This is a genomic window from Bacteroides mucinivorans (assembly GCF_034654355.2).
Lineage (GTDB): Bacteria > Bacteroidota > Bacteroidia > Bacteroidales > Bacteroidaceae > Bacteroides > Bacteroides nordii.
The window spans coordinates 1,602,874-1,621,271 of the sequence record NZ_CP178179.1 but is presented as its reverse complement, the minus strand read 5'-3'; the positions used below and the strand labels follow the sequence as shown (position 1 = coordinate 1,621,271).

The following is an 18,398-nucleotide window of genomic DNA, read 5'->3' as shown; positions in this document are numbered from 1 at the left end:
TGTTCAATCCCTCCTCTTCACTTTCCATACATACTAAAATTATCTATTCATCATTTTCTCAACCGTCACATTTCCTTCTTTATCTGTTTGACGAACAACATAAACTCCTTTTTCCAGATTGTCTATAACGGCTTCTTCGTTTGCACCGAATGTTGTCATAAGCATTCCTCTGATATCATAAATCTCAGTCTTCACAATTTCTTTCTTATCCTTTGAATATAAAGGAATGGATACAGTTTCACTCGACAAATAAAGCTCATCTACATATATATCCACAGGTTCGGTAAAACTTGCATCTTCTTTCGTATCTACAACATGAGCCTGCAAAATAATAATTTGTAATGGAGCACCCTCCAACAAATTGTCAGGGAATACAAATTCTAATTTTTGCCATCTACCCACCTCTGTATAATCAGCTGTCAGAATTTGTTTCTTTTCCTCACCAGGAGACTGTAACTCCAGACTTACCGGTCCTGCTATACTCTTCTTTACCATCATCGTCATACATCTGAATTCATTTAAATTATTCACCTTAAAATTACGATTAATGGCACCGGAAAATACTTCATCATTCTTTTCTCTCTTAATCCACAAACACTTGTCAGTGGTATTGATACCTGTCTGATCCGGATTAGCAACAATTCTGGCTTTTCTGCTGAACTCATCTCCCGGGAAAGGAATCCATCCACCAGCTATTTTATCTTCTCCATTAAAACCAAATTCCGGCATAGCCTTATGTAAAGTAATCTCATCGGCATACATAATGCAATCTTCGAAATCATCATTGTTATTTTCATCTTCACGATGAATTTCAATCAATATTTTGGTAAGTCCGGTTGCTCCAAGCCCTGAAACATTTATGATCGGAAATGTCAACTTCTGCCAGGAATCATCGGTGGCAGTATATTCTGCATATATCATACCGCTTCCTCCTGTTGGACTCTGTAATTCAAGGCAAACTTTCCCAGGATAGGGCTTTTTTACTAACATCGAAATCGAATTATAGTCAGTAATATTAGGCACACTAAAACTCTCGGATAAAGCGCCTTCCCAAGGCCATCCTATCTCGTCAGAGCCACCCGTCTCTTTAGGACGATTCATTGAGATACATTTAGCTGTCGAATTAACCGCATCCGGAGTTGGATTATCCACTTCCTGTACATTTGTCGGACCGGCAAAGTTGTGCCATTCAACGCCCGAAGTTACATCACCATAAATAACTAAATCATCTTGAGCCAATAATGTAGAAGTGGCAGCAAGTGCAGCAACGAGTAAAAATGTCTTTTTCATGTTATCAATGTTTTAATTTATTAAATAAAGGATTATTCATATACTTTTATATCAGAGAAAGAAATCTCGGTTCCCTTATCTGTAAAAATTGCCCAAGGATTTTTAGGCATTTTGTCAATACGATTAGAGAATGCAATCTTATCATTTACATACATCACACAAACTGATTTTTCAGCCACAATCTTCACCTTAAATTGTTTATCGGCCGGAACTGCCAATGTAACATCGGTTTGTGCAGGAGTAGTCCCACGTGTCAAATCATCTTTTGACATTATCATTTTCTTGGATTTCAAATCAAAACGAATAGAATAAACTTCTGTTTTATCATCACATGCTCCAAAAGCAAACCCAAAAACATCTTCATCGCCGGTGGCTTTGACAGTTGCTTCTATTTTGCATGTCTTATCCAATCGCGGGAAGGACACTGAAGCCATATCCGAAAGAACATATGAATTCTCTTTCTTGACAGCTTTCCCGGATTTATCAATAAGTACTGTCTTTTTCAACGTAGTAAACTTCTTATCAATTCCGTCAGGAAGTTTAAGATCAATGGTTCCGTCAGCATTAAACAACATATGATGGCAAACCAAAGAACCTCCCCACTGATCGGGATCACCATCACCGATACGCGTCGGACACCATCCCGCCAAGTAACGTTCTTTTCCGTTTGACATCGTTTTTCCGGCATAGAAAGCAATGCCATCAAATATATCATTGGCAGGTTTTATCCATGGCCCTTTCAGTGACTTGGCATAACGATAATGTACTTTACGATCGGCTACATTCGAATAAGTCAAATACCAATACTCTCCTTCCTTAAAGACATCGGCACACTCCATGACCCAAATAGCCGGATCTGTATAAAGAGGTTCCTGTAATGTCCATGCCTTTGCATTCTGCAACTCTTTAGATGTAAATAAAGCCAGTGTTGCCCCTGCATTCGTATGGGTTGTCACCACCATTTTATACAATCCGTCTTCTTCATCATAAAATACATGTGGATCACGACAATCATTTTCCACATATCCACTTTGTCCCCTAAGAGAGAGATAGAAATTATGTTCACCCTTCTTTGTCCAGGTCTTCATATCCTTAGAGGTAGTTAATAAGATAGCCTGTGTAGGTACTCCCATCTCCTGCCACTTCCATTGATGACCTGTATAAAACGCACAGTATTCTCCGGTAGTACGATCTTTAATTACACCACCTGTTCCTAAAGCTACATCCTGCTCTTCTTCTTTCCCACAAGGGATGGTTTCACCACCAAAAGTAAAAGAAGAAAGATCGGTGGAAGAAACCATATGCCATGGATGTAAGAAAGGATACCCCGAACGCCAGTCCTGTAAATAGAAAATATAAAATTTACCGTCATCATAATAAGGTATCGGATCACCTACCCAGCCATTTGCAGGTTTATACCAAGTAGTATAAGCACCTTTCTCGCTGGCAGATTGACAATCAGTGGTTTTATCCACCACCTCTTCTCCTCCGCCATTTGAAGGTTCGCTATCACTACATGCCCATAAATTGAAAGTTGCGAACATAAACAAAACATAGATATACTTTTTCATAATTATGATCTCTATTTATTTTGACTACTAAAAAAATAAGTTTGTTGTTTATAGTAAAGGATAGGATACATCGTTGACAAGCAACGATGTATCATTTTACACCAATTATTTAGTGAGATAATTGAAAACATTCAACGTCATCTTTTCTATATTAGAATAGTATGAATTTGACGACACATTTTCTTTCTCATAATACCAGTCATAAGACGGGGCTCCGATACAAACAGCAGTTCCTTTTCCACCTTCGATACCATCAAATACCGAAACAGCAACTTTTTCATTACAATCATCATCCCAATTGAAAGAAGCCAATGGTGTACCACCCGTCTTTGATGCCCAATCTGCCCAGTCTTGTGTATAAGGGGCAACAAGATCCCACGGACATCCGATATTCCTTCTCCAGGATATCTCTTTCCCAACAAGCCAAACTACCGGCCACGATTGAGTGGTTTTATCAATTGTCACTCCTTTATAAATAGGATGCTCTTCACAACCGGTAATAGCAATACCCCAAAGTTCACCAGGAGCATTCACCTGCCCGGCATCACCAAAACTACCAAAAGCATTGTTTGGAGTATATGCAGCAGGGGTGATACCCAGACTTCCCGTATAGAGACAAGCTGTTCCGGAAAGGAAAATATTACCACCATTGCTGTAATATCCTTTAATTACATTTGTCACATTCTTATTAGCAGCAATAACCGGCAGTGTATTCGCTTGTTCATAATGGAACCATACCGCTGTAAACTGATTGAGCGAAGCAGCGCCATCTTTCAATGACTCCAATGATACATATTTACTGTTCGGAATATTTTCCATCATCCATTCTGCCGCAGTCTTTTCATCAGCATTAGTCAGTCCGTCAATGGTTTCGGCCGTACCCAGGAATGCATAGGTATGATCACTTTGTATTACAGAAACCTCATAAGTAAAGGTTTCATTCATATAAGTAAGTGTATAAACCACAGGGTTAGTGAAATCTTCTATTTTCGAATTTTCCGGAGAAATAGTAGCTCCCTCTGTATATTCGATTGTAGGAATCAGTTTTGTGATATCAATAGTAGTAGGAACTGTTACACTAATCGTGTTATTAACAGGATCGATCGTACCGACATATCTACCATTGAGTATAAACTTAGTAATTCTGGCATTCAATACTTCAACTGATACTTTATAAGTATTATATAAATTACCGTTTGTCACTTTATATTCCACATTTCCGGAAAAATTCTGTGATTCGCCACTACCCGGAGTTATAACAGCGTTATCTGCAACCTTAATATCAGGCACTAATGAAGTAACATCCGACTTAGGCGGAAGCATTACCTTGATCATCATGGTTTCATTATCGATAACTCCTTGCACCCCATTTATTGTAAACTCATGAATATTCACGTCTTGTGAGAAATCCAATGAATCACGTTTGTCGTCATCACAAGCTGTCAGAAACAGGCAAGATACAGACAACATTATCATTATTAAACTAAAATACTTTTTCATGAATTGTCTATTTAAGATTATTTCCATCCGTAATTCTGCTTGTATAAATCTTTACTATAACCTATCTGCTGCTGAGGTATAGGAACATATTCATTTTTATTTTTTGTAAATACGGCTTCCTTCAGATAGGAACGTCTTGCTTTTTCCGATTGAAAATACTTATTCATCGTTTCACTGCAAATCCCCCAACGAACCAGATCAAAAAAGCGCATATTTTCCATTGCAAATTCCAGACGTCGTTCCCATCTCAAAGCATAGCGTGCAAAGTCTTGATTCCAGGTGCAATTGTTTCCATCCTCATAAAGTGCAACTTCCATAACCGGTTTCAAATCCGGATCACTATAATTTACCATCCCATTCGCACTATCCTGTGCACGTTGACGAACCTGATTTATTAAAGGTAACGCTTCCGGTTCACGGTTTAATTCAATCAAAGCTTCAGCTCTTATCAATAAAACATCGGCAAAACGAATGAGAATTTTATTCATCGAATTGGCATAATACGGAGAAAGGTTAACAAAACAATCACAGGAAGGGTCTACATTCTCTTTCAATGAAGCATAATTACCGTATACTTCCGGGTTACGATTCCACGAATTCTGGAAAAGAAGATCCTCATTGTATTTATAAGGAAAACCATCCATTGCTACCGTACTGAATAAACGAGGATCAGCCGCTTTACTTTTCGAATAATTGGCTATATCATAATTCTCCGAATATACACCGTTGTTTACCTTGAACATCGGCAGTCCTTTGCTCGTCTTAAACGCATTTACGAGATTCTGGCTCGGCTTATGGAAATCACAACATCCCAATCCCTGCGGAACAGAAAGAAAATCTGCAAAATTCAGGTTACCAAACATTGTACCATCATCTTTAGAGAATTGAATGGCAAAAATACTCTCTTTCCCATTCTCAAATTCCGGCATAAAATTATAAGCGAAATCTGTTTCCAAACCGTAATTTGACTTCAAGACTTCTCCGGTATATTTTACTACTTCTTCCAAATCATCAACGTCAATTGAAGTTACTTCATATTTTTCATTCTGACGATAAGCTTTATATAAATAGGCCTTAGCCAGATAAGCAGCAGCGGCATATTTATTAGCTCTTCCTAAATCGGCCTGCTTCTCTGGCAGATTATCAAAAGCAAACTTAAAATCTGCAATAATTTTATCCCACATCTCAACATCAGTCAATTCTACATTAGATATGAACTGATATTGATGTTCGGGGACCGTCTCATCAACAAAAGGGATATTCTTGAAAAGTATTTTCAATAAGAAATAAAAGTGTCCTCTTAAAAAACGCATTTCTGCTTGTCGGGTCACCTTATTCGGAAATTCTTTTTCTGATACAATATTCAATGCATTAAGAGCCGAATTGACACGGGAAATACCACAATACTGTACAAACCAGTATCCATCCGGTTCACCAAAAGTAGTCACAATATGTGTACCTGTCTCATAACAATGCTCTGTATAACCATCGTTTGTTCCACCGCCACCTTTATATGCATCATCAGAACGGACATCACCCCAGGCCCATAATTTCACATCACGTTGATTCATTAATGAAGCATAAGCAGCATTACAAAATCTCTCTGCATCATTTGCCTGATCCGGATCCAAGCCATTTTGGGTAGCTACATCCAGAAAATCGGAACAAGCTGTAAACATTAATGCAGCTCCAATAAAACCCAATATATATTTTATCTTTTTCATGTTTCTGTTAGTTTATTTTCGCATAATATTTGAAACTCAAAAACCAATATTCACTCCTACGGTAAACGTGGTCGGTATCGGATAACCGAACCCTGCATTTTCCGGATCTACCCCGGAGAAGTTTTTACTTTTAATAGTAAACAGATTCTGTCCACTAACGTAAATACGGAATTTTTCAATAAATGCTTTCTCGCTGATTTTACGTGGTAATGTATATCCTAATTGTAAATTCCGTAATTTCAGGAAAGAACCATTCTCTATAAAATAGGTGGATAAACGCCCTTCATCATTCTCATTTAGAGCCGTGATAGCAGGAATATCCGAATTTGGATTACTTGGGCTCCAGGCATTTAATAAACGTGTACCTTTATTGGAACGAACATCATTGATACTCCAGAAATCAGTTTCACTTTTCACTGCATACGTATTCACATCAATGCCATTTACTCCATAAAAGAATGCACTTAAATCAAAGTTCTTGTAACTCAGCTCAATGTTCAAACCATACATAAAATCAGGATGAGGTGAGCCAATCCAGGTGCGATCATCATCATCGATTTTTCCATCATCATTCAAGTCACGATAGCGAATGCGTCCCAAATCTTCTCCGCCATTCTGTGTTGCATGGTCGGCAATATCTTCTTCTGTGCGAAATAATCCGTCAGCAATATAACCATAAAACGAATTGATGGGGCGTCCCAGAATATTATCTCCCTTACCGTTTCCGCCATAAGAGTTTTCTACATCGGACGGCAACTTGGTCACTTTATTACGATAACCGGATATATTACCGGAAATATCATAAGAGAGTCCGAAAGGTGTTTGATCGCGATAACCTAAGCTCACTTCAAAACCTTTATTTTCCATTGAAGCACCATTGTACCAACAATAACCTCCTTCACCTATGATGCCTAAATAAGGGGGTTGTACCAAAATGTCTTTTGTTTTCTTGATATAATATTCAGCAGTACCATATAACTTCTGATCAAAGAAGCCAAAATCGAGACCAATATTGGTTTGAGTCGTTGTCTCCCATTTCAAATCAGGATTACCTTGTTGCACTTTCTTATAACCGGAAGGAAGTGAAGTACCGCCTTTTCCTGTCAAGTCATAAGAAGTACCATTCAAAGAAGTCCAGGTAGGATCTCCCATACCATAGTCAGTAACATAAAGTGTATGTACAGCAGTATTGGCCGTTTCCTGATTACCTGTTTGTCCCCATCCGAAGCGTAATTTCAAATCAGACAACCACTCTCTTGTTTTCTCCATATATGCTTCCTCACTGATTCGATAACCCAAAGAGAATGCCGGGAAAGTACCGAAACGATTATTTTTTCCGAAACGTGAAGAGCCATCATAACGAAGTGTTACAGAAGCAAGATAACGATTATCATATGCGTAATTGGCTTTACCAAAATAAGATAATAAAGCATAACTGGTAGCGCCACCTGTCACTTTGGATGTTCCAATTCCCATATCAGGCCACATCTGTTCCGGAGTTTCTACCAGAAAACCATCTTTATATGCAGAGAAATTAATCTGCTCCTCTTTATACATCTCCAAACCTGCCAATACATCAAAATTATGTACACCTATTTGTTTTGCATAACTGGCTGTATTACTCCAGGTCCATTTAGTTGTATAAGTTCCCCCCAAAGTAACAGAACTCAAATCATTATTCAACGTACCAGTTTTATAACTATGCACCATGTTACGCTTATAATAATTTGTATAATCAAGTCCGAAACTACTCCGGAGATTCAATCCTTTCAGGGGTTGCAGATTAATATAAGCATTGCCGAACAAACGCCAGTATGCATATTTATTATCCTTATTATCATACAATAGACGAGCAGGATTATGACGGTCATTCATACCGGTTGTAGGGCCTCCCCAACCTTTGCCGTCTACTGTGTGTACAGGAATCAGAGGCAATGCTTTCAATGCCATGTCCAAAATATTATCATCCGGAATCTGTACTTCTGATGTACGATTTACAGAAAAGTTTTCGCCAATAGTCAACACATCTTTAATAATATGGTAAGATGCATTCATACGAGCTGAAAAACGATCAAAAGAAGTATACTTCAATGTACCATCATTGCTCAGATACCCCAGGGAGAAAAAGTAATCCCCTCTTTCACTTCCATTACTCACCGAAAGATTATATGATTGCAATAATCCTTTTTGAGACACTGCATCAAACCAATCCGTATCAGAAGTAAGCATTGTTTTATCCGTATCCAAATACTTTGGTAAATACATATCATATAAGGCAGCTTCTCCATTATCATCGTATCCCCATTTGTAAGTATATCCAATGTTATTTTTATTGGGATCTTCTGAGCTATTTACCGTAGCCTGCCACAATGCCTGTCCGTACTCTTTCGCATTCATTACTTCCAGCTTATTATTATAAAAAGTCTGGGTAACATAGGCATCGAAATTCAGTTTAATTTTACCCTCTTTCCCTTTCTTGGTCGTAACAATAATGACCCCGTTAGCTGCGCGGGAACCATAAATACTCGCTGCGGAAGCATCCTTCAATACCTGAATATTCTCAATATCATTTGAGTTCAATTCATGCATTCCACCACGGGTAGGCACACCATCAATAACAAAAAGAGGATCATTATTATTTAATGTACCAATACCTCTGATACGAACGGTAGCAGCTCCACTTGGGTTACCATTTGCAGTAATTTCCATACCCGGTACACGCCCTTGTAAACCCTTTAAAGGATTGTTCTCCGCAGATTTCATCATATCATCAACCGAAACAACTGTTACAGAACCTGTCAGATCTGATTTCTTCTGAGTAGAATAACCCGTCACTACAATCTGATCCAACTGATAATGATCTGGTTGTAATACTATATCTACTTTATCACCCGCATTAACCCGTTTCTCTTGTTTAATCATCCCGACCATTGAAAAAACCAATGTAGAATTCGGGCTCTTTAAATGAATAGAAAAGTTTCCATCAATATCAGTTATAGTACCATTTGTCGTTCCCTTTTCGAGAACGTTAACACCCGGCAAAGCTTCTTTATCCTCAAATAGTATTACCTTCCCTGTCACAACCTGTGCAATAGATAAAATAGGGAAAAGTAACAAAAGAAAGATTACCATGCTTCGCTTTGTTCTAAAGATAAGTCTCTTCATGTTTTTTGATAGATTTAAAATACACATTAATAAAAAATATCATTTTCTAAGAATAAAAATATAAGTTACCCATCAGAACGAAATACTCACTCTCTTATTTTCTCAGGAAGGAAAGAGAGGTTTCATCAATATCTGAAAATAGATACACTTTACTTCAAAACAGTTATCAGGCAGTCCTACTGCCTATTTTCAAAATTGTTTCGCTATTAATAAAATGCAAAAAAAGAAGTGCAAAGATTATGCAATTCTGAAATACATGTTTACCCTCATTCATAATATTAAAATTTAAGAAATAAAAAAATAAAGTTGTTCTTAATAGAAATCCTATGGCAAAGATATTGCGGAAAACATAAAATAACATGCCACATTTGTTTCATACTATATCAATATTGATACATGGAGCCGTAAACAAAGGACTTTTAAAGTTAAAAGGTAGAATTTATAATTCATGGGAAGTAACCAACCAATAAAATATATAAAATACAAACTAGTTCCGGCAACACTTTAGCAATCGTATGAACAGAATATATATACTAAAATAATTCCAATCAGTTATTATACAGAATATGCAATAGAGATTATCAGATTAAATAATAAATATGCTACATTTGAAGGATAAATAACAGATAGCATTAAATATAATAAAGATCAGATAATCATGAAAACAATATCCAACTCACAACTTTCCATTCAGGTATCCTCTCACGGAGCCGAATTATGCAGCATTATATCTAACGGAAAAGAATATCTATGGCAAGCTGACCCTACCTTTTGGAAACGGCATTCGCCCGTGTTATTTCCCATCGTAGGCAGTGTATGGGATAATGAATATCACCACGAAGGTGTAACTTATCATCTTACCCAACATGGATTTGCCCGCGACATGGATTTTGAACTTATACTTGAACAACCTGACGAAGTGCGTTACCGACTAATAGATAATGAAGATACGCGAAAGAAATACCCTTTTCCTTTCTGCCTCGAAATAGGATATCGTATACAAGGAAAACAAATTGACGTATTATGGACGGTGAAAAATACGGGAGATAAAGATATGTACTTCCAGATAGGCGCTCATCCGGCATTCTATTTTCCGGAATTTAACGAGTCCAATGCCGAACGCGGATTCTTTGAATTTGATAAAAAGGAAGGAATAAAATACATTCTTATCTCCGAAAAAGGTTGTGCAGACCCTAATAAAGAGTATTTGTTGGAGCTCCCGTCAGACGGACTACTGCCAATAGATACACATACCTTTGACAAAGATGCTCTGATAATAGAAAATAGCCAGATAAAAGAAGTAATTCTCTGTACCAAAGAAAAGAAACCTTATCTGAGTCTGCGCTTCACAGCTCCAGTAGTAGGTCTTTGGTCACCACCAACCAAGAATGCACCATTTGTTTGTATCGAACCATGGTATGGGCGCTGCGACCGTGCACACTACACCGGAGAATACAAAGACAAGGACTGGATGCAACACCTGGCAGCAGGCGAAAAATTTCAAGGAGGATATTCTATAATAATCGCCTAATCGTTCATTTTGAGTTACCGGTTAGTTTATTAAAGGGTAATATCCTCAAACATGTGTTTAGCACAGGCATAACCTTCTTCATAGAATTCGGTCAGTTTGTGAATGTCTTTTTCGATGCGGTCCACCATTACAGGTTTAACGGGACGGATAACAGTTATCCGTCCCTCATCCTCCATACGTTCCACCATTTCGAGCTGTGCATTATAAACAGCACAACGGCAACTCAGGGCTTCACGCATTTTGGGATATTTACGATAAACAAATGAAGGGATTTTAATATCTTTATTCTCTTTCCGATAACCACGATTACGAGTTAAAACCACTACATTATTAGGGTATCCATCCGTAATAGCACGTTGCAAAGGAATGCTATCAACAATACCACCATCTAACATCGGGACACTATCTACATAGGCTATCGGACAAACAAATGGCAAACTACTTGAAGCTCTTACAATATCAATCACCCGATTCTTATCGCTTTTCTCTTCAAAATAATTAGCTTCTCCGGTCAGGCAATTTGTAGTCACCATCACAAAACGTTCGGAAGAAGAAAAGTAAGCATCATAATCATAAGGCAGGATATGCTCGGGAAACTCAGTAAACAAAAGATCAAAATCCATAATATTTCGTTTCTTGAGTAAATGACGCAGACCAATGTAATGGTACTTCTCCAACAGATCGATGTTACTGTATTTTGCGCGTCCACGCTGACGAGACATATAAGAGAGCCCATTACATGCTCCGGCAGAAACACCGATTGTATATGGAAAACGAATATCACGGTCCATCAGATAATCAAGTACGCCACAAGTAAATACTCCCCGCATACCTCCACCTTCAAGCACCAGTCCGGTCTGATTGTCAAGAGTCATAGTTCTTTTCTTTTTGCAAAGATAATGCAAACCGGAAGCAGAATAAAATGAACTCATTCATTTTTTTATGCCAAAGTGCAATTTATATTTGCTTCTCGATCAAAAAAACAAATGAACAAGATTCGCCAATGAATCTAATAAAATTAATGTATCTCCCCAACAAGATCAGAACACCAATACCGGGCAAAACTGCAATAATTATTTCCTTTTTCAAAGTTATTCGTGTATCTTTGTCGCATAAATATAATAAAAACAACATAATAATGAAAAAGACAATTCTTATTGCGGCAGCACTCTGTATTTGCAGTATGAGCATGAAAGCTCAGGACACAAAAGAAGAAGGCTTCGTTTTCACTACAGTTAAGGAAAATCCGATTACATCTATCAAAAATCAGAACCGTTCGAGTACGTGCTGGAGCTTCTCTGCCCTTGGTTTTCTTGAATCAGAATTGCTCCGGATGGGCAAAGGAGAATATGATTTCTCTGAAATGTTCGTGGTTCATCATACAATGGTAGACCGTGCACGCAATTATGTTCGCTATCATGGTGACAGTTCCTTTTCACCAGGCGGAAGTTTCTATGATATCATGTACTGTCTGAAGAATTACGGCCTTGTACCACAAGAAGCTATGCCAGGAATTATGTATGGTGACTCACTGCCGGTACACAATGAGCTGGATGCCGTAGCAGGTGCTTATGTAGATGCTATCGCCAAGGGAAAACTAACCAAACTGACTCCGGTATGGCAAAAAGGTATCAGTGCCATCTATGATACATACCTGGGACAGTGTCCGGAAAAGTTTACTTATAAAGGAAAAGAATACACTCCGCAGACTTTTGCACAATCATTAGGTATAAATCCGGATGACTATGTATCTTTGACTTCATATACACACCATCCTTTCTATAGCCAGTTCTCTATCGAAATTCAGGACAATTGGCGCAATGGTTTATCATGGAACCTTCCGTTGGATGAATTTATGGCAGTAATGGATAATGCAGTAAAGAAAGGGTATACTTTTGCATGGGGAAGTGATGTGAGCGAACAAGGTTTTACCCGTGATGGTATCGCCGTTATGCCGGATGCAGCAAAAGGTGCTGAGCTGACAGGTTCTGATATGGCTCGCTGGACAGGACTTACTGCCGCCGATAAGCGTAAGGAACTGACTGCACGTCCTTTGCCGGAAATGAATGTAACTCAGGAGATGCGTCAACAAGCATTTGACAACTGGGAAACAACAGATGACCATGGTATGGTAATCTACGGTATTGCCAAAGATCAGAATGGCAAAGAATACTTTATGGTAAAGAACTCTTGGGGCCCGAGCGGAAAATACAAAGGAATATGGTATGCTTCCAAAGCATTCGTTGCTTACAAAACAATGAATATTCTGGTGCACAAAGATGCTCTTCCCAAAGAAATTGCGAAAAAGTTAGGTATCAAATAAGAACTACATTAGTTTTTCAATATACTCCGTAAAACGCTCTTTATAGCTTTCACCTACCGGTATGTAGGTATTCCTATCAAAGATGATACGCAAACGGGAAATTTCTGTAATCTTGCGGAGATTAACAATATAAGAACGGTGTACCCGCATAAACAATTGTGCGGGAAGCCGTTCTTCCAGTTTCTGGAGGCTCATAAGAGTTACCACCGATTTCTCACAAAATATGAATAATATAAAAATAAGCCCTTTATCTGCCTCCTGCAAAGAGAATAGACAAAGGGCCTGTTTTTATCGCTAATCAGATGTTTTCTTACCAACCCTAACCACCGTGTCCACCACCTCCATGATTGCCACCTCCGCCACCAGAAACAGAAGCACCCGAATAAATAGTATAATTTAGGAAACAGGAAGAAGCTTTAGAAAAAGAATCAATGAACAGGCGTTTTTTATCTGCGAATCTTTATAATACTCTGAAGTACTTGGCAATCAAGCAATAAAAAAGTACGTACTTTTACCATACAAAAGTACGTATTTAATACACTGTTAATATACATTTTAAGTAATAGTTAAAATACTAAGTTCAGAATCATGAAAAAGCATGTTTTTTATTCAGTCAATCTTTGATTGTCTTTCTCGAAAAGCGAAGCTAAGCTGCACCTTGGCATAAAAAATGAACAAGTTCTTTTTATTCTGCTCTCGGTTTGCATTATCTTTGCAACTTAAAAAAACAACCAACAGGATGAAAAAACGAATCATATTTTTATTATTATTCCTTTGCCCTTTCATAATGCAGGCACAAGAAGTTTTTGTCAACGCCGACTTCGTTAGCAATTATATATGGCGGGGTATGAAATGCGGCAATGCCTCCGTACAACCTACCTTAGGAATAAGCTTGGGAGATTTCACTCTTTCGGCATGGGGATCTACTGAATTTCGCAATGAAAATAACGAGATAGATCTTACATTAGAATACGAATTCAAAGGATTAACTCTGAATGTCACCAATTATTTCGAACAAAGCGAAGAAGAACCCTTTGACTATTTCAACTATTCGGCACACAACAGTGGCCATACATTTGAATTTGGGGCAGCATATACTATCAGTGAGAAGTTTCCTCTGACTGCTGCCTGGTACACAACTTTTGCCGGTAACGATTATCGTGAAAACGATAAACGTGCCTGGTCCAGTTATTGTGAACTCTCCTATCCTTTTAATGTAAAGGGAGTTGACCTTGCCATCGAAGCCGGATTCACTCCCTGGGAGGGTATGTACGCTGACAAGTTTAATGTGGTCAATATAGGTTTATCAGCTACCAAAGAACTAAAATTCACCAAGAGCTTCTCACTTCCTATCTCTGGCAAGTTCATAGTAAATCCACACGAAAACCAGGTATATTTTGTATTTGGAATAAGTTTATAATATCACTTTAACCTCCCCCAATAATATAATTATGAAAAAATGTAAGATTACCGTTATGCGAATAGCTTGTTATCAAGATTTGATGGAGAAGTATGAAAATCCGATGGAACATGCTTGTGATATGAAAGAGGGACAAATTTTTATAGCTAATGGTTGGGAGAAACCCAAAGGGATGTGTGATAGTGCCTGGGAGAGTATGTCACCTTTTGTGATGACTTTGGCACATGGCGGCAGCAATTTATACAATGGCTGGATGAAAAATGAAAAGTCTGCCATGATATCGTGCAATGACGGCTTTCGTCCGGTTAGTTTTTTGATTGAAACCATGGAAGAAGATGCAGACTGAAATACGCGCTAAAAATTCTTTCAATTCTTAAAACGATACGACGTCAATTTGTTACGTTACAGCGTTGCCCAAATCTACCACAATACATTACTTTAAAGGAAATAGCATCTCTTCCTGGGGTAACACCCGAAGCCATTAACCATCTACGAAGAAAATTACAGAAAGAACGAAAGTATTGAATTACTTCAAGACTTTTTCATTTGATATTCTTAACTTTGTACCGTTATATATACGAGCATATAATCATGAGAACAAAAAACAAACTAAACCTGTCATTAGGTAGTCTACTACTATCCCTATTTGTTGTTTTTAGTACAAGTTGTAGCAAAAATAGTGATGATAATAATCCTGAGTATCATTTGGAACTCTCTAAGAGTTCCTGCGAAGTGATGCAGGGACGCAGTGTTATCGTAGACCTGACTGCCCATGAAAACACTACGTTAGATGTTAAAAATTCAGACCTGATTGACGTCCTTTATACTTGGGAATTTGGCAGTTATAAAGCTAAAATAGAAATTAAAGGCAAACAGAAAGGCGAAACTGACATAGTAGTCATCGACCATGAAACGAGACAAACGGCTACAATAAAGGTGAAAGTGACAGAATATCCAATGCCTCTTCTTGCCGTCGAGCAACAGAAAGGAAACATTTTTGATATGATGAACTTTTATCTCTATAATAAAAATTCGCAGTCAATCAATTCCAGTGAACTTTCTGCTATATGCGATTCAATCGTTTGGACGGTAGATGGTCTGAATGGTAGTTTTCGAGTGTTTGAACACGAAGAAGGAGAAGATTGGATGAATAGTCATCTGACTTTGAAGTGGGGGCACTGCTTCAAGTATCCCAGTGAATATAAAACTTACCTGACTGCATGGAAAGACAATAAGACAATTTTCCGTCATCAGCTCGATATCTCCATCACCGATAACAAAGATTTTCTGGTTTATAATTGGAGTGACATCACTAAAGATTCTCAAGCCTGGTATTCTTATGCAGATGTACTGAATAGCAGTCCCGATTTGATGACCACATACGGCCTTAGCGGTACTGTCCCATTTGCTGAAGTAAGGCTTTTTCATAACGACATTACTCAAAGTTACCATGTTCTTTATGATTATTTCTGCAAGCTCTATTCAGCTCCAACGTATGAGGATAAAACTGATAAGATGTGGCAACTGTATGACAAATTGTTCTCTGAACAAAAGAAAGATGGTTATCCTGTTGCCATTTGGGTGACAGAACATGCCAATATTATTTTATTGTTGTTGGATGAAGCTATGGAATATCCCGGATATGTGGTTTATGCGGAACCCAACATATTGGATTCGCTATCTTAATCTTAACAAAGAATGAAGAGCGGAAATCTACATCCTCCCTCCTGATCTTTTGCTCAAAAACTTTAAACCTGTGCATTTTCTTAATGGTTTTCTTGTCAGAACCAACTGTTTCCGTAAATTTGCACGCTGATAGTTAACCGGATAGTTTGATAGCAAGATTCTTACTACTGACTACTGGCTACTAACTTGTAGAAATACTAATACTAAAATTAATAGCATGAGTTTGAAAATTGTTGTATTGGCAAAACAAGTTCCCGACACACGTAACGTTGGGAAAGATGCCATGAAAGCCGACGGAACTATTAACCGTGCGGCACTCCCTGCCATCTTCAACCCCGAAGATCTGAATGCTCTTGAGCAAGCTCTCCGATTGAAAGATGCCCATCCAGGCTCAACCGTTACCATCCTTACCATGGGACCGGGCCGTGCAGCCGATATTATTCGTGAAGGACTTTTCCGTGGTGCCGATAACGGTTATTTGTTGACTGACCGTGCTTTTGCCGGTGCCGATACATTGGCTACATCGTACGCTTTGGCTACAGCCATCAAGAAAATAGGTAAGTGTGACATCATCATCGGCGGTCGCCAGGCCATCGACGGGGATACTGCACAAGTAGGACCACAAGTAGCAGAGAAGTTAGGTCTGACCCAGATCACATATGCCGAAGAAATCCTGAAAGTAGCTGACGGACACATTACTGTGAAACGTCATATTGACGGAGGTATCGAAACTGTAGAAGGTCCGTTACCCATTGTGATCACTGTAAACGGAAGTGCAGCTCCCTGCCGTCCACGCAATGCGAAACTCGTACAGAAGTACAAACACGCTAAAACTGTTACTGAAAAGCAACAGGGTAATCTGGATTACACCGACCTGTATGACAACCGTGACTACCTGAATTTAGCTGAATGGAGTGTAGCCGATGTGAACGGAGATCTTGCACAGTGCGGTCTTAGCGGTTCACCTACAAAAGTAAAGTCCATCCAGAACATTGTGTTCCAGGCAAAAGAGAGTAAAACCATCAGTGGCAGTGACCATGATGTAGAGAATCTGATTGTTGAACTGTTAGCTAACCATACCATTGGCTAAGGAGTATGAATACAGTAATAGCATTCCTATGCTTACTACTATATTCTAACTACTAACTACTTAAAAGATATGAATAACTTATTTGTATATTGCGAAATAGAAGAAGGTATCGTCGCAGACGTAAGCCTCGAACTTCTGACCAAAGGCCGCTCGTTAGCTAACGAATTGAATTGCGCACTCGAAGCTGTAGTTGCCGGAACCGGTCTCAAAGATATTGAAAAACAAATCCTGCCATACGGAGTAGATAAACTCCACATATTTGATGGTAAAGGACTTTACCCTTATACTTCCCTCCCACATACCTCTATCCTGGTAAATCTGTTTAAAGAAGAGCAGCCGCAAATCTGCCTGATGGGTGCTACCGTTATCGGTCGCGACCTTGGTCCGCGTGTATCTTCTGCACTGACCAGCGGACTTACTGCTGATTGTACTTCACTTGAAATCGGTGACCATGAGGATAAGAAAGAAGGAAAGACTTACAAAAACCTGTTGTATCAGATTCGTCCGGCTTTTGGTGGTAACATTGTAGCTACAATTGTGAATCCGGAACACCGTCCGCAAATGGCTACCGTTCGCGAAGGTGTGATGAAAAAAGCAATTCTTTCTGCTGATTACAAAGGAGAAGTAATCCGTCATGACGTAAAAAAATACGTTGCCGATACGGATTATGTAGTAAAAGTGATTGAACGTCACGTAGAAAAAGCTAAAAACAATCTGAAAGGTTCGCCCATCATCATCGCCGGTGGCTATGGAGTAGGTTCTAAAGAGAACTTCAACTTATTGTTCGATCTTGCAAAAGTATTGAATGCTGAGGTAGGTGCCAGCCGTGCTGCAGTAGACGCAGGTTTTATCGATCACGACCGTCAAATTGGTCAGACCGGTGTGACAGTCCGTCCAAAACTTTACATCGCTTGCGGTATCTCCGGACAAATCCAACACATTGCCGGTATGCAGGAAAGCGGTATTATTATCTCTATCAATAACGATCCGGAAGCTCCGATCAATACGATTGCCGATTATGTAATCAACGGTTCTATCGAAGAGGTTGTGCCGAAGATGATAAAGTATTATAAACAAAATTCCAAATAACCAAAAACA

The 18,398-nt window shown here is 38.7% G+C and carries 13 protein-coding genes and 1 pseudogene; 7 read left to right on the top strand and 7 right to left on the bottom strand.

The features are described from left to right. Window positions 1-39 precede the first annotated feature (39 nt). From VCM39_RS05630 to VCM39_RS05610, 5 genes are all read right to left on the bottom strand, one after another. Window positions 40-1,290: a T9SS type A sorting domain-containing protein gene (locus VCM39_RS05630; protein WP_025866996.1), complete on the bottom strand. Its 1,251-nt coding sequence runs from the start codon at window positions 1,288-1,290 to the stop codon at window positions 40-42. 32 nt (window positions 1,291-1,322) lie between these two features. Then, entirely contained in the window at window positions 1,323-2,861 is a 1,539-nt protein-coding gene (locus VCM39_RS05625; protein WP_322933280.1) for a glycoside hydrolase family 32 protein, read from the bottom strand. A 105-nt stretch (window positions 2,862-2,966) separates the two neighbouring features. Beyond that, window positions 2,967-4,361: a DUF4960 domain-containing protein gene (locus VCM39_RS05620; RefSeq protein ID WP_322933279.1), complete on the bottom strand. Its 1,395-nt coding sequence runs from the start codon at window positions 4,359-4,361 to the stop codon at window positions 2,967-2,969. Between the two features lie 17 nt (window positions 4,362-4,378). Beyond that, window positions 4,379-6,085, bottom strand: coding sequence for a RagB/SusD family nutrient uptake outer membrane protein (locus tag VCM39_RS05615; protein ID WP_195660575.1), 1,707 nt, complete (start codon window positions 6,083-6,085; stop codon window positions 4,379-4,381). A gap of 36 nt (window positions 6,086-6,121) precedes the next feature. Then, a complete protein-coding gene (locus VCM39_RS05610; protein WP_025866993.1) occupies window positions 6,122-9,250 on the bottom strand; it encodes a SusC/RagA family TonB-linked outer membrane protein in 3,129 nt (1,042 codons plus the stop codon). A 658-nt stretch (window positions 9,251-9,908) separates the two neighbouring features. Here VCM39_RS05610 and VCM39_RS05605 point away from each other — a divergent pair. Then, entirely contained in the window at window positions 9,909-10,781 is an 873-nt protein-coding gene (locus tag VCM39_RS05605; protein WP_289293947.1) for an aldose 1-epimerase family protein, read from the top strand. A gap of 29 nt (window positions 10,782-10,810) precedes the next feature. Here the strand turns inward: VCM39_RS05605 and VCM39_RS05600 are convergent, their stop codons facing one another. Continuing rightward, window positions 10,811-11,656: a patatin family protein gene (locus VCM39_RS05600; protein ID WP_221650818.1), complete on the bottom strand. Its 846-nt coding sequence runs from the start codon at window positions 11,654-11,656 to the stop codon at window positions 10,811-10,813. A 263-nt stretch (window positions 11,657-11,919) separates the two neighbouring features. On the opposite strand from VCM39_RS05600, the gene VCM39_RS05595 reads away from it, so the two are divergent. Beyond that, window positions 11,920-13,104 carry an aminopeptidase C gene (locus VCM39_RS05595; RefSeq protein WP_221650800.1) on the top strand — a complete coding sequence of 395 codons (1,185 nt, stop codon included), beginning with the start codon at window positions 11,920-11,922 and terminating at the stop codon, window positions 13,102-13,104. 3 nt (window positions 13,105-13,107) lie between these two features. Here VCM39_RS05595 and VCM39_RS05590 read toward each other — a convergent pair. Next, a pseudogene (locus tag VCM39_RS05590) lies at window positions 13,108-13,320 on the bottom strand (LytR/AlgR family response regulator transcription factor); the annotation flags it as partial. Window positions 13,321-13,843: 523 nt separating this feature from the next. Between VCM39_RS05590 and VCM39_RS05585 the strand changes: the two are divergent. The 5 genes from VCM39_RS05585 (at window position 13,844) to VCM39_RS05565 (ending at window position 18,389) form a co-directional block, all read left to right on the top strand. Beyond that, window positions 13,844-14,524, top strand: a complete 681-nt coding sequence (locus VCM39_RS05585; RefSeq protein WP_221650798.1) for a transporter — start codon at window positions 13,844-13,846, stop codon at window positions 14,522-14,524. 31 nt (window positions 14,525-14,555) lie between these two features. Continuing rightward, window positions 14,556-14,870 (top strand): TIGR04076 family protein, encoded by a 315-nt coding sequence (locus VCM39_RS05580; protein WP_221650797.1) that lies wholly within the window; start codon window positions 14,556-14,558, stop codon window positions 14,868-14,870. Between the two features lie 245 nt (window positions 14,871-15,115). Next, window positions 15,116-16,210, top strand: coding sequence for a hypothetical protein (locus tag VCM39_RS05575; RefSeq protein ID WP_322933276.1), 1,095 nt, complete (start codon window positions 15,116-15,118; stop codon window positions 16,208-16,210). A 217-nt stretch (window positions 16,211-16,427) separates the two neighbouring features. Beyond that, the gene (locus VCM39_RS05570) at window positions 16,428-17,300 is read left to right on the top strand and encodes an electron transfer flavoprotein subunit beta/FixA family protein (protein ID WP_221650795.1); all 873 of its coding nucleotides are present in this window, start codon (window positions 16,428-16,430) and stop codon (window positions 17,298-17,300) included. A 69-nt stretch (window positions 17,301-17,369) separates the two neighbouring features. After that, window positions 17,370-18,389: an electron transfer flavoprotein subunit alpha/FixB family protein gene (locus VCM39_RS05565; protein WP_002560946.1), complete on the top strand. Its 1,020-nt coding sequence runs from the start codon at window positions 17,370-17,372 to the stop codon at window positions 18,387-18,389. Window positions 18,390-18,398 lie beyond the last annotated feature (9 nt).

What these genes read in the sequence shown, in the direction of transcription:
- VCM39_RS05570 (WP_221650795.1), top strand. Translation starts at nt 16,428, where the DNA reads ATGAGTTTGAAAATTGTTGTATTGGCAAAACAAGTTCCCGACACACGT.
- VCM39_RS05575 (WP_322933276.1), top strand. Translation starts at nt 15,116, where the DNA reads ATGAGAACAAAAAACAAACTAAACCTGTCATTAGGTAGTCTACTACTA.
- VCM39_RS05580 (WP_221650797.1), top strand. Translation starts at nt 14,556, where the DNA reads ATGAAAAAATGTAAGATTACCGTTATGCGAATAGCTTGTTATCAAGAT.
- VCM39_RS05620 (WP_322933279.1), bottom strand. Translation starts at nt 4,361, where the DNA reads ATGAAAAAGTATTTTAGTTTAATAATGATAATGTTGTCTGTATCTTGC.
- VCM39_RS05605 (WP_289293947.1), top strand. Translation starts at nt 9,909, where the DNA reads ATGAAAACAATATCCAACTCACAACTTTCCATTCAGGTATCCTCTCAC.
- VCM39_RS05625 (WP_322933280.1), bottom strand. Translation starts at nt 2,861, where the DNA reads ATGAAAAAGTATATCTATGTTTTGTTTATGTTCGCAACTTTCAATTTA.
- VCM39_RS05585 (WP_221650798.1), top strand. Translation starts at nt 13,844, where the DNA reads ATGAAAAAACGAATCATATTTTTATTATTATTCCTTTGCCCTTTCATA.
- VCM39_RS05565 (WP_002560946.1), top strand. Translation starts at nt 17,370, where the DNA reads ATGAATAACTTATTTGTATATTGCGAAATAGAAGAAGGTATCGTCGCA.
- VCM39_RS05600 (WP_221650818.1), bottom strand. Translation starts at nt 11,656, where the DNA reads ATGACTCTTGACAATCAGACCGGACTGGTGCTTGAAGGTGGAGGTATG.
- VCM39_RS05610 (WP_025866993.1), bottom strand. Translation starts at nt 9,250, where the DNA reads ATGAAGAGACTTATCTTTAGAACAAAGCGAAGCATGGTAATCTTTCTT.
- VCM39_RS05595 (WP_221650800.1), top strand. Translation starts at nt 11,920, where the DNA reads ATGAAAAAGACAATTCTTATTGCGGCAGCACTCTGTATTTGCAGTATG.
- VCM39_RS05615 (WP_195660575.1), bottom strand. Translation starts at nt 6,085, where the DNA reads ATGAAAAAGATAAAATATATATTGGGTTTTATTGGAGCTGCATTAATG.
- VCM39_RS05630 (WP_025866996.1), bottom strand. Translation starts at nt 1,290, where the DNA reads ATGAAAAAGACATTTTTACTCGTTGCTGCACTTGCTGCCACTTCTACA.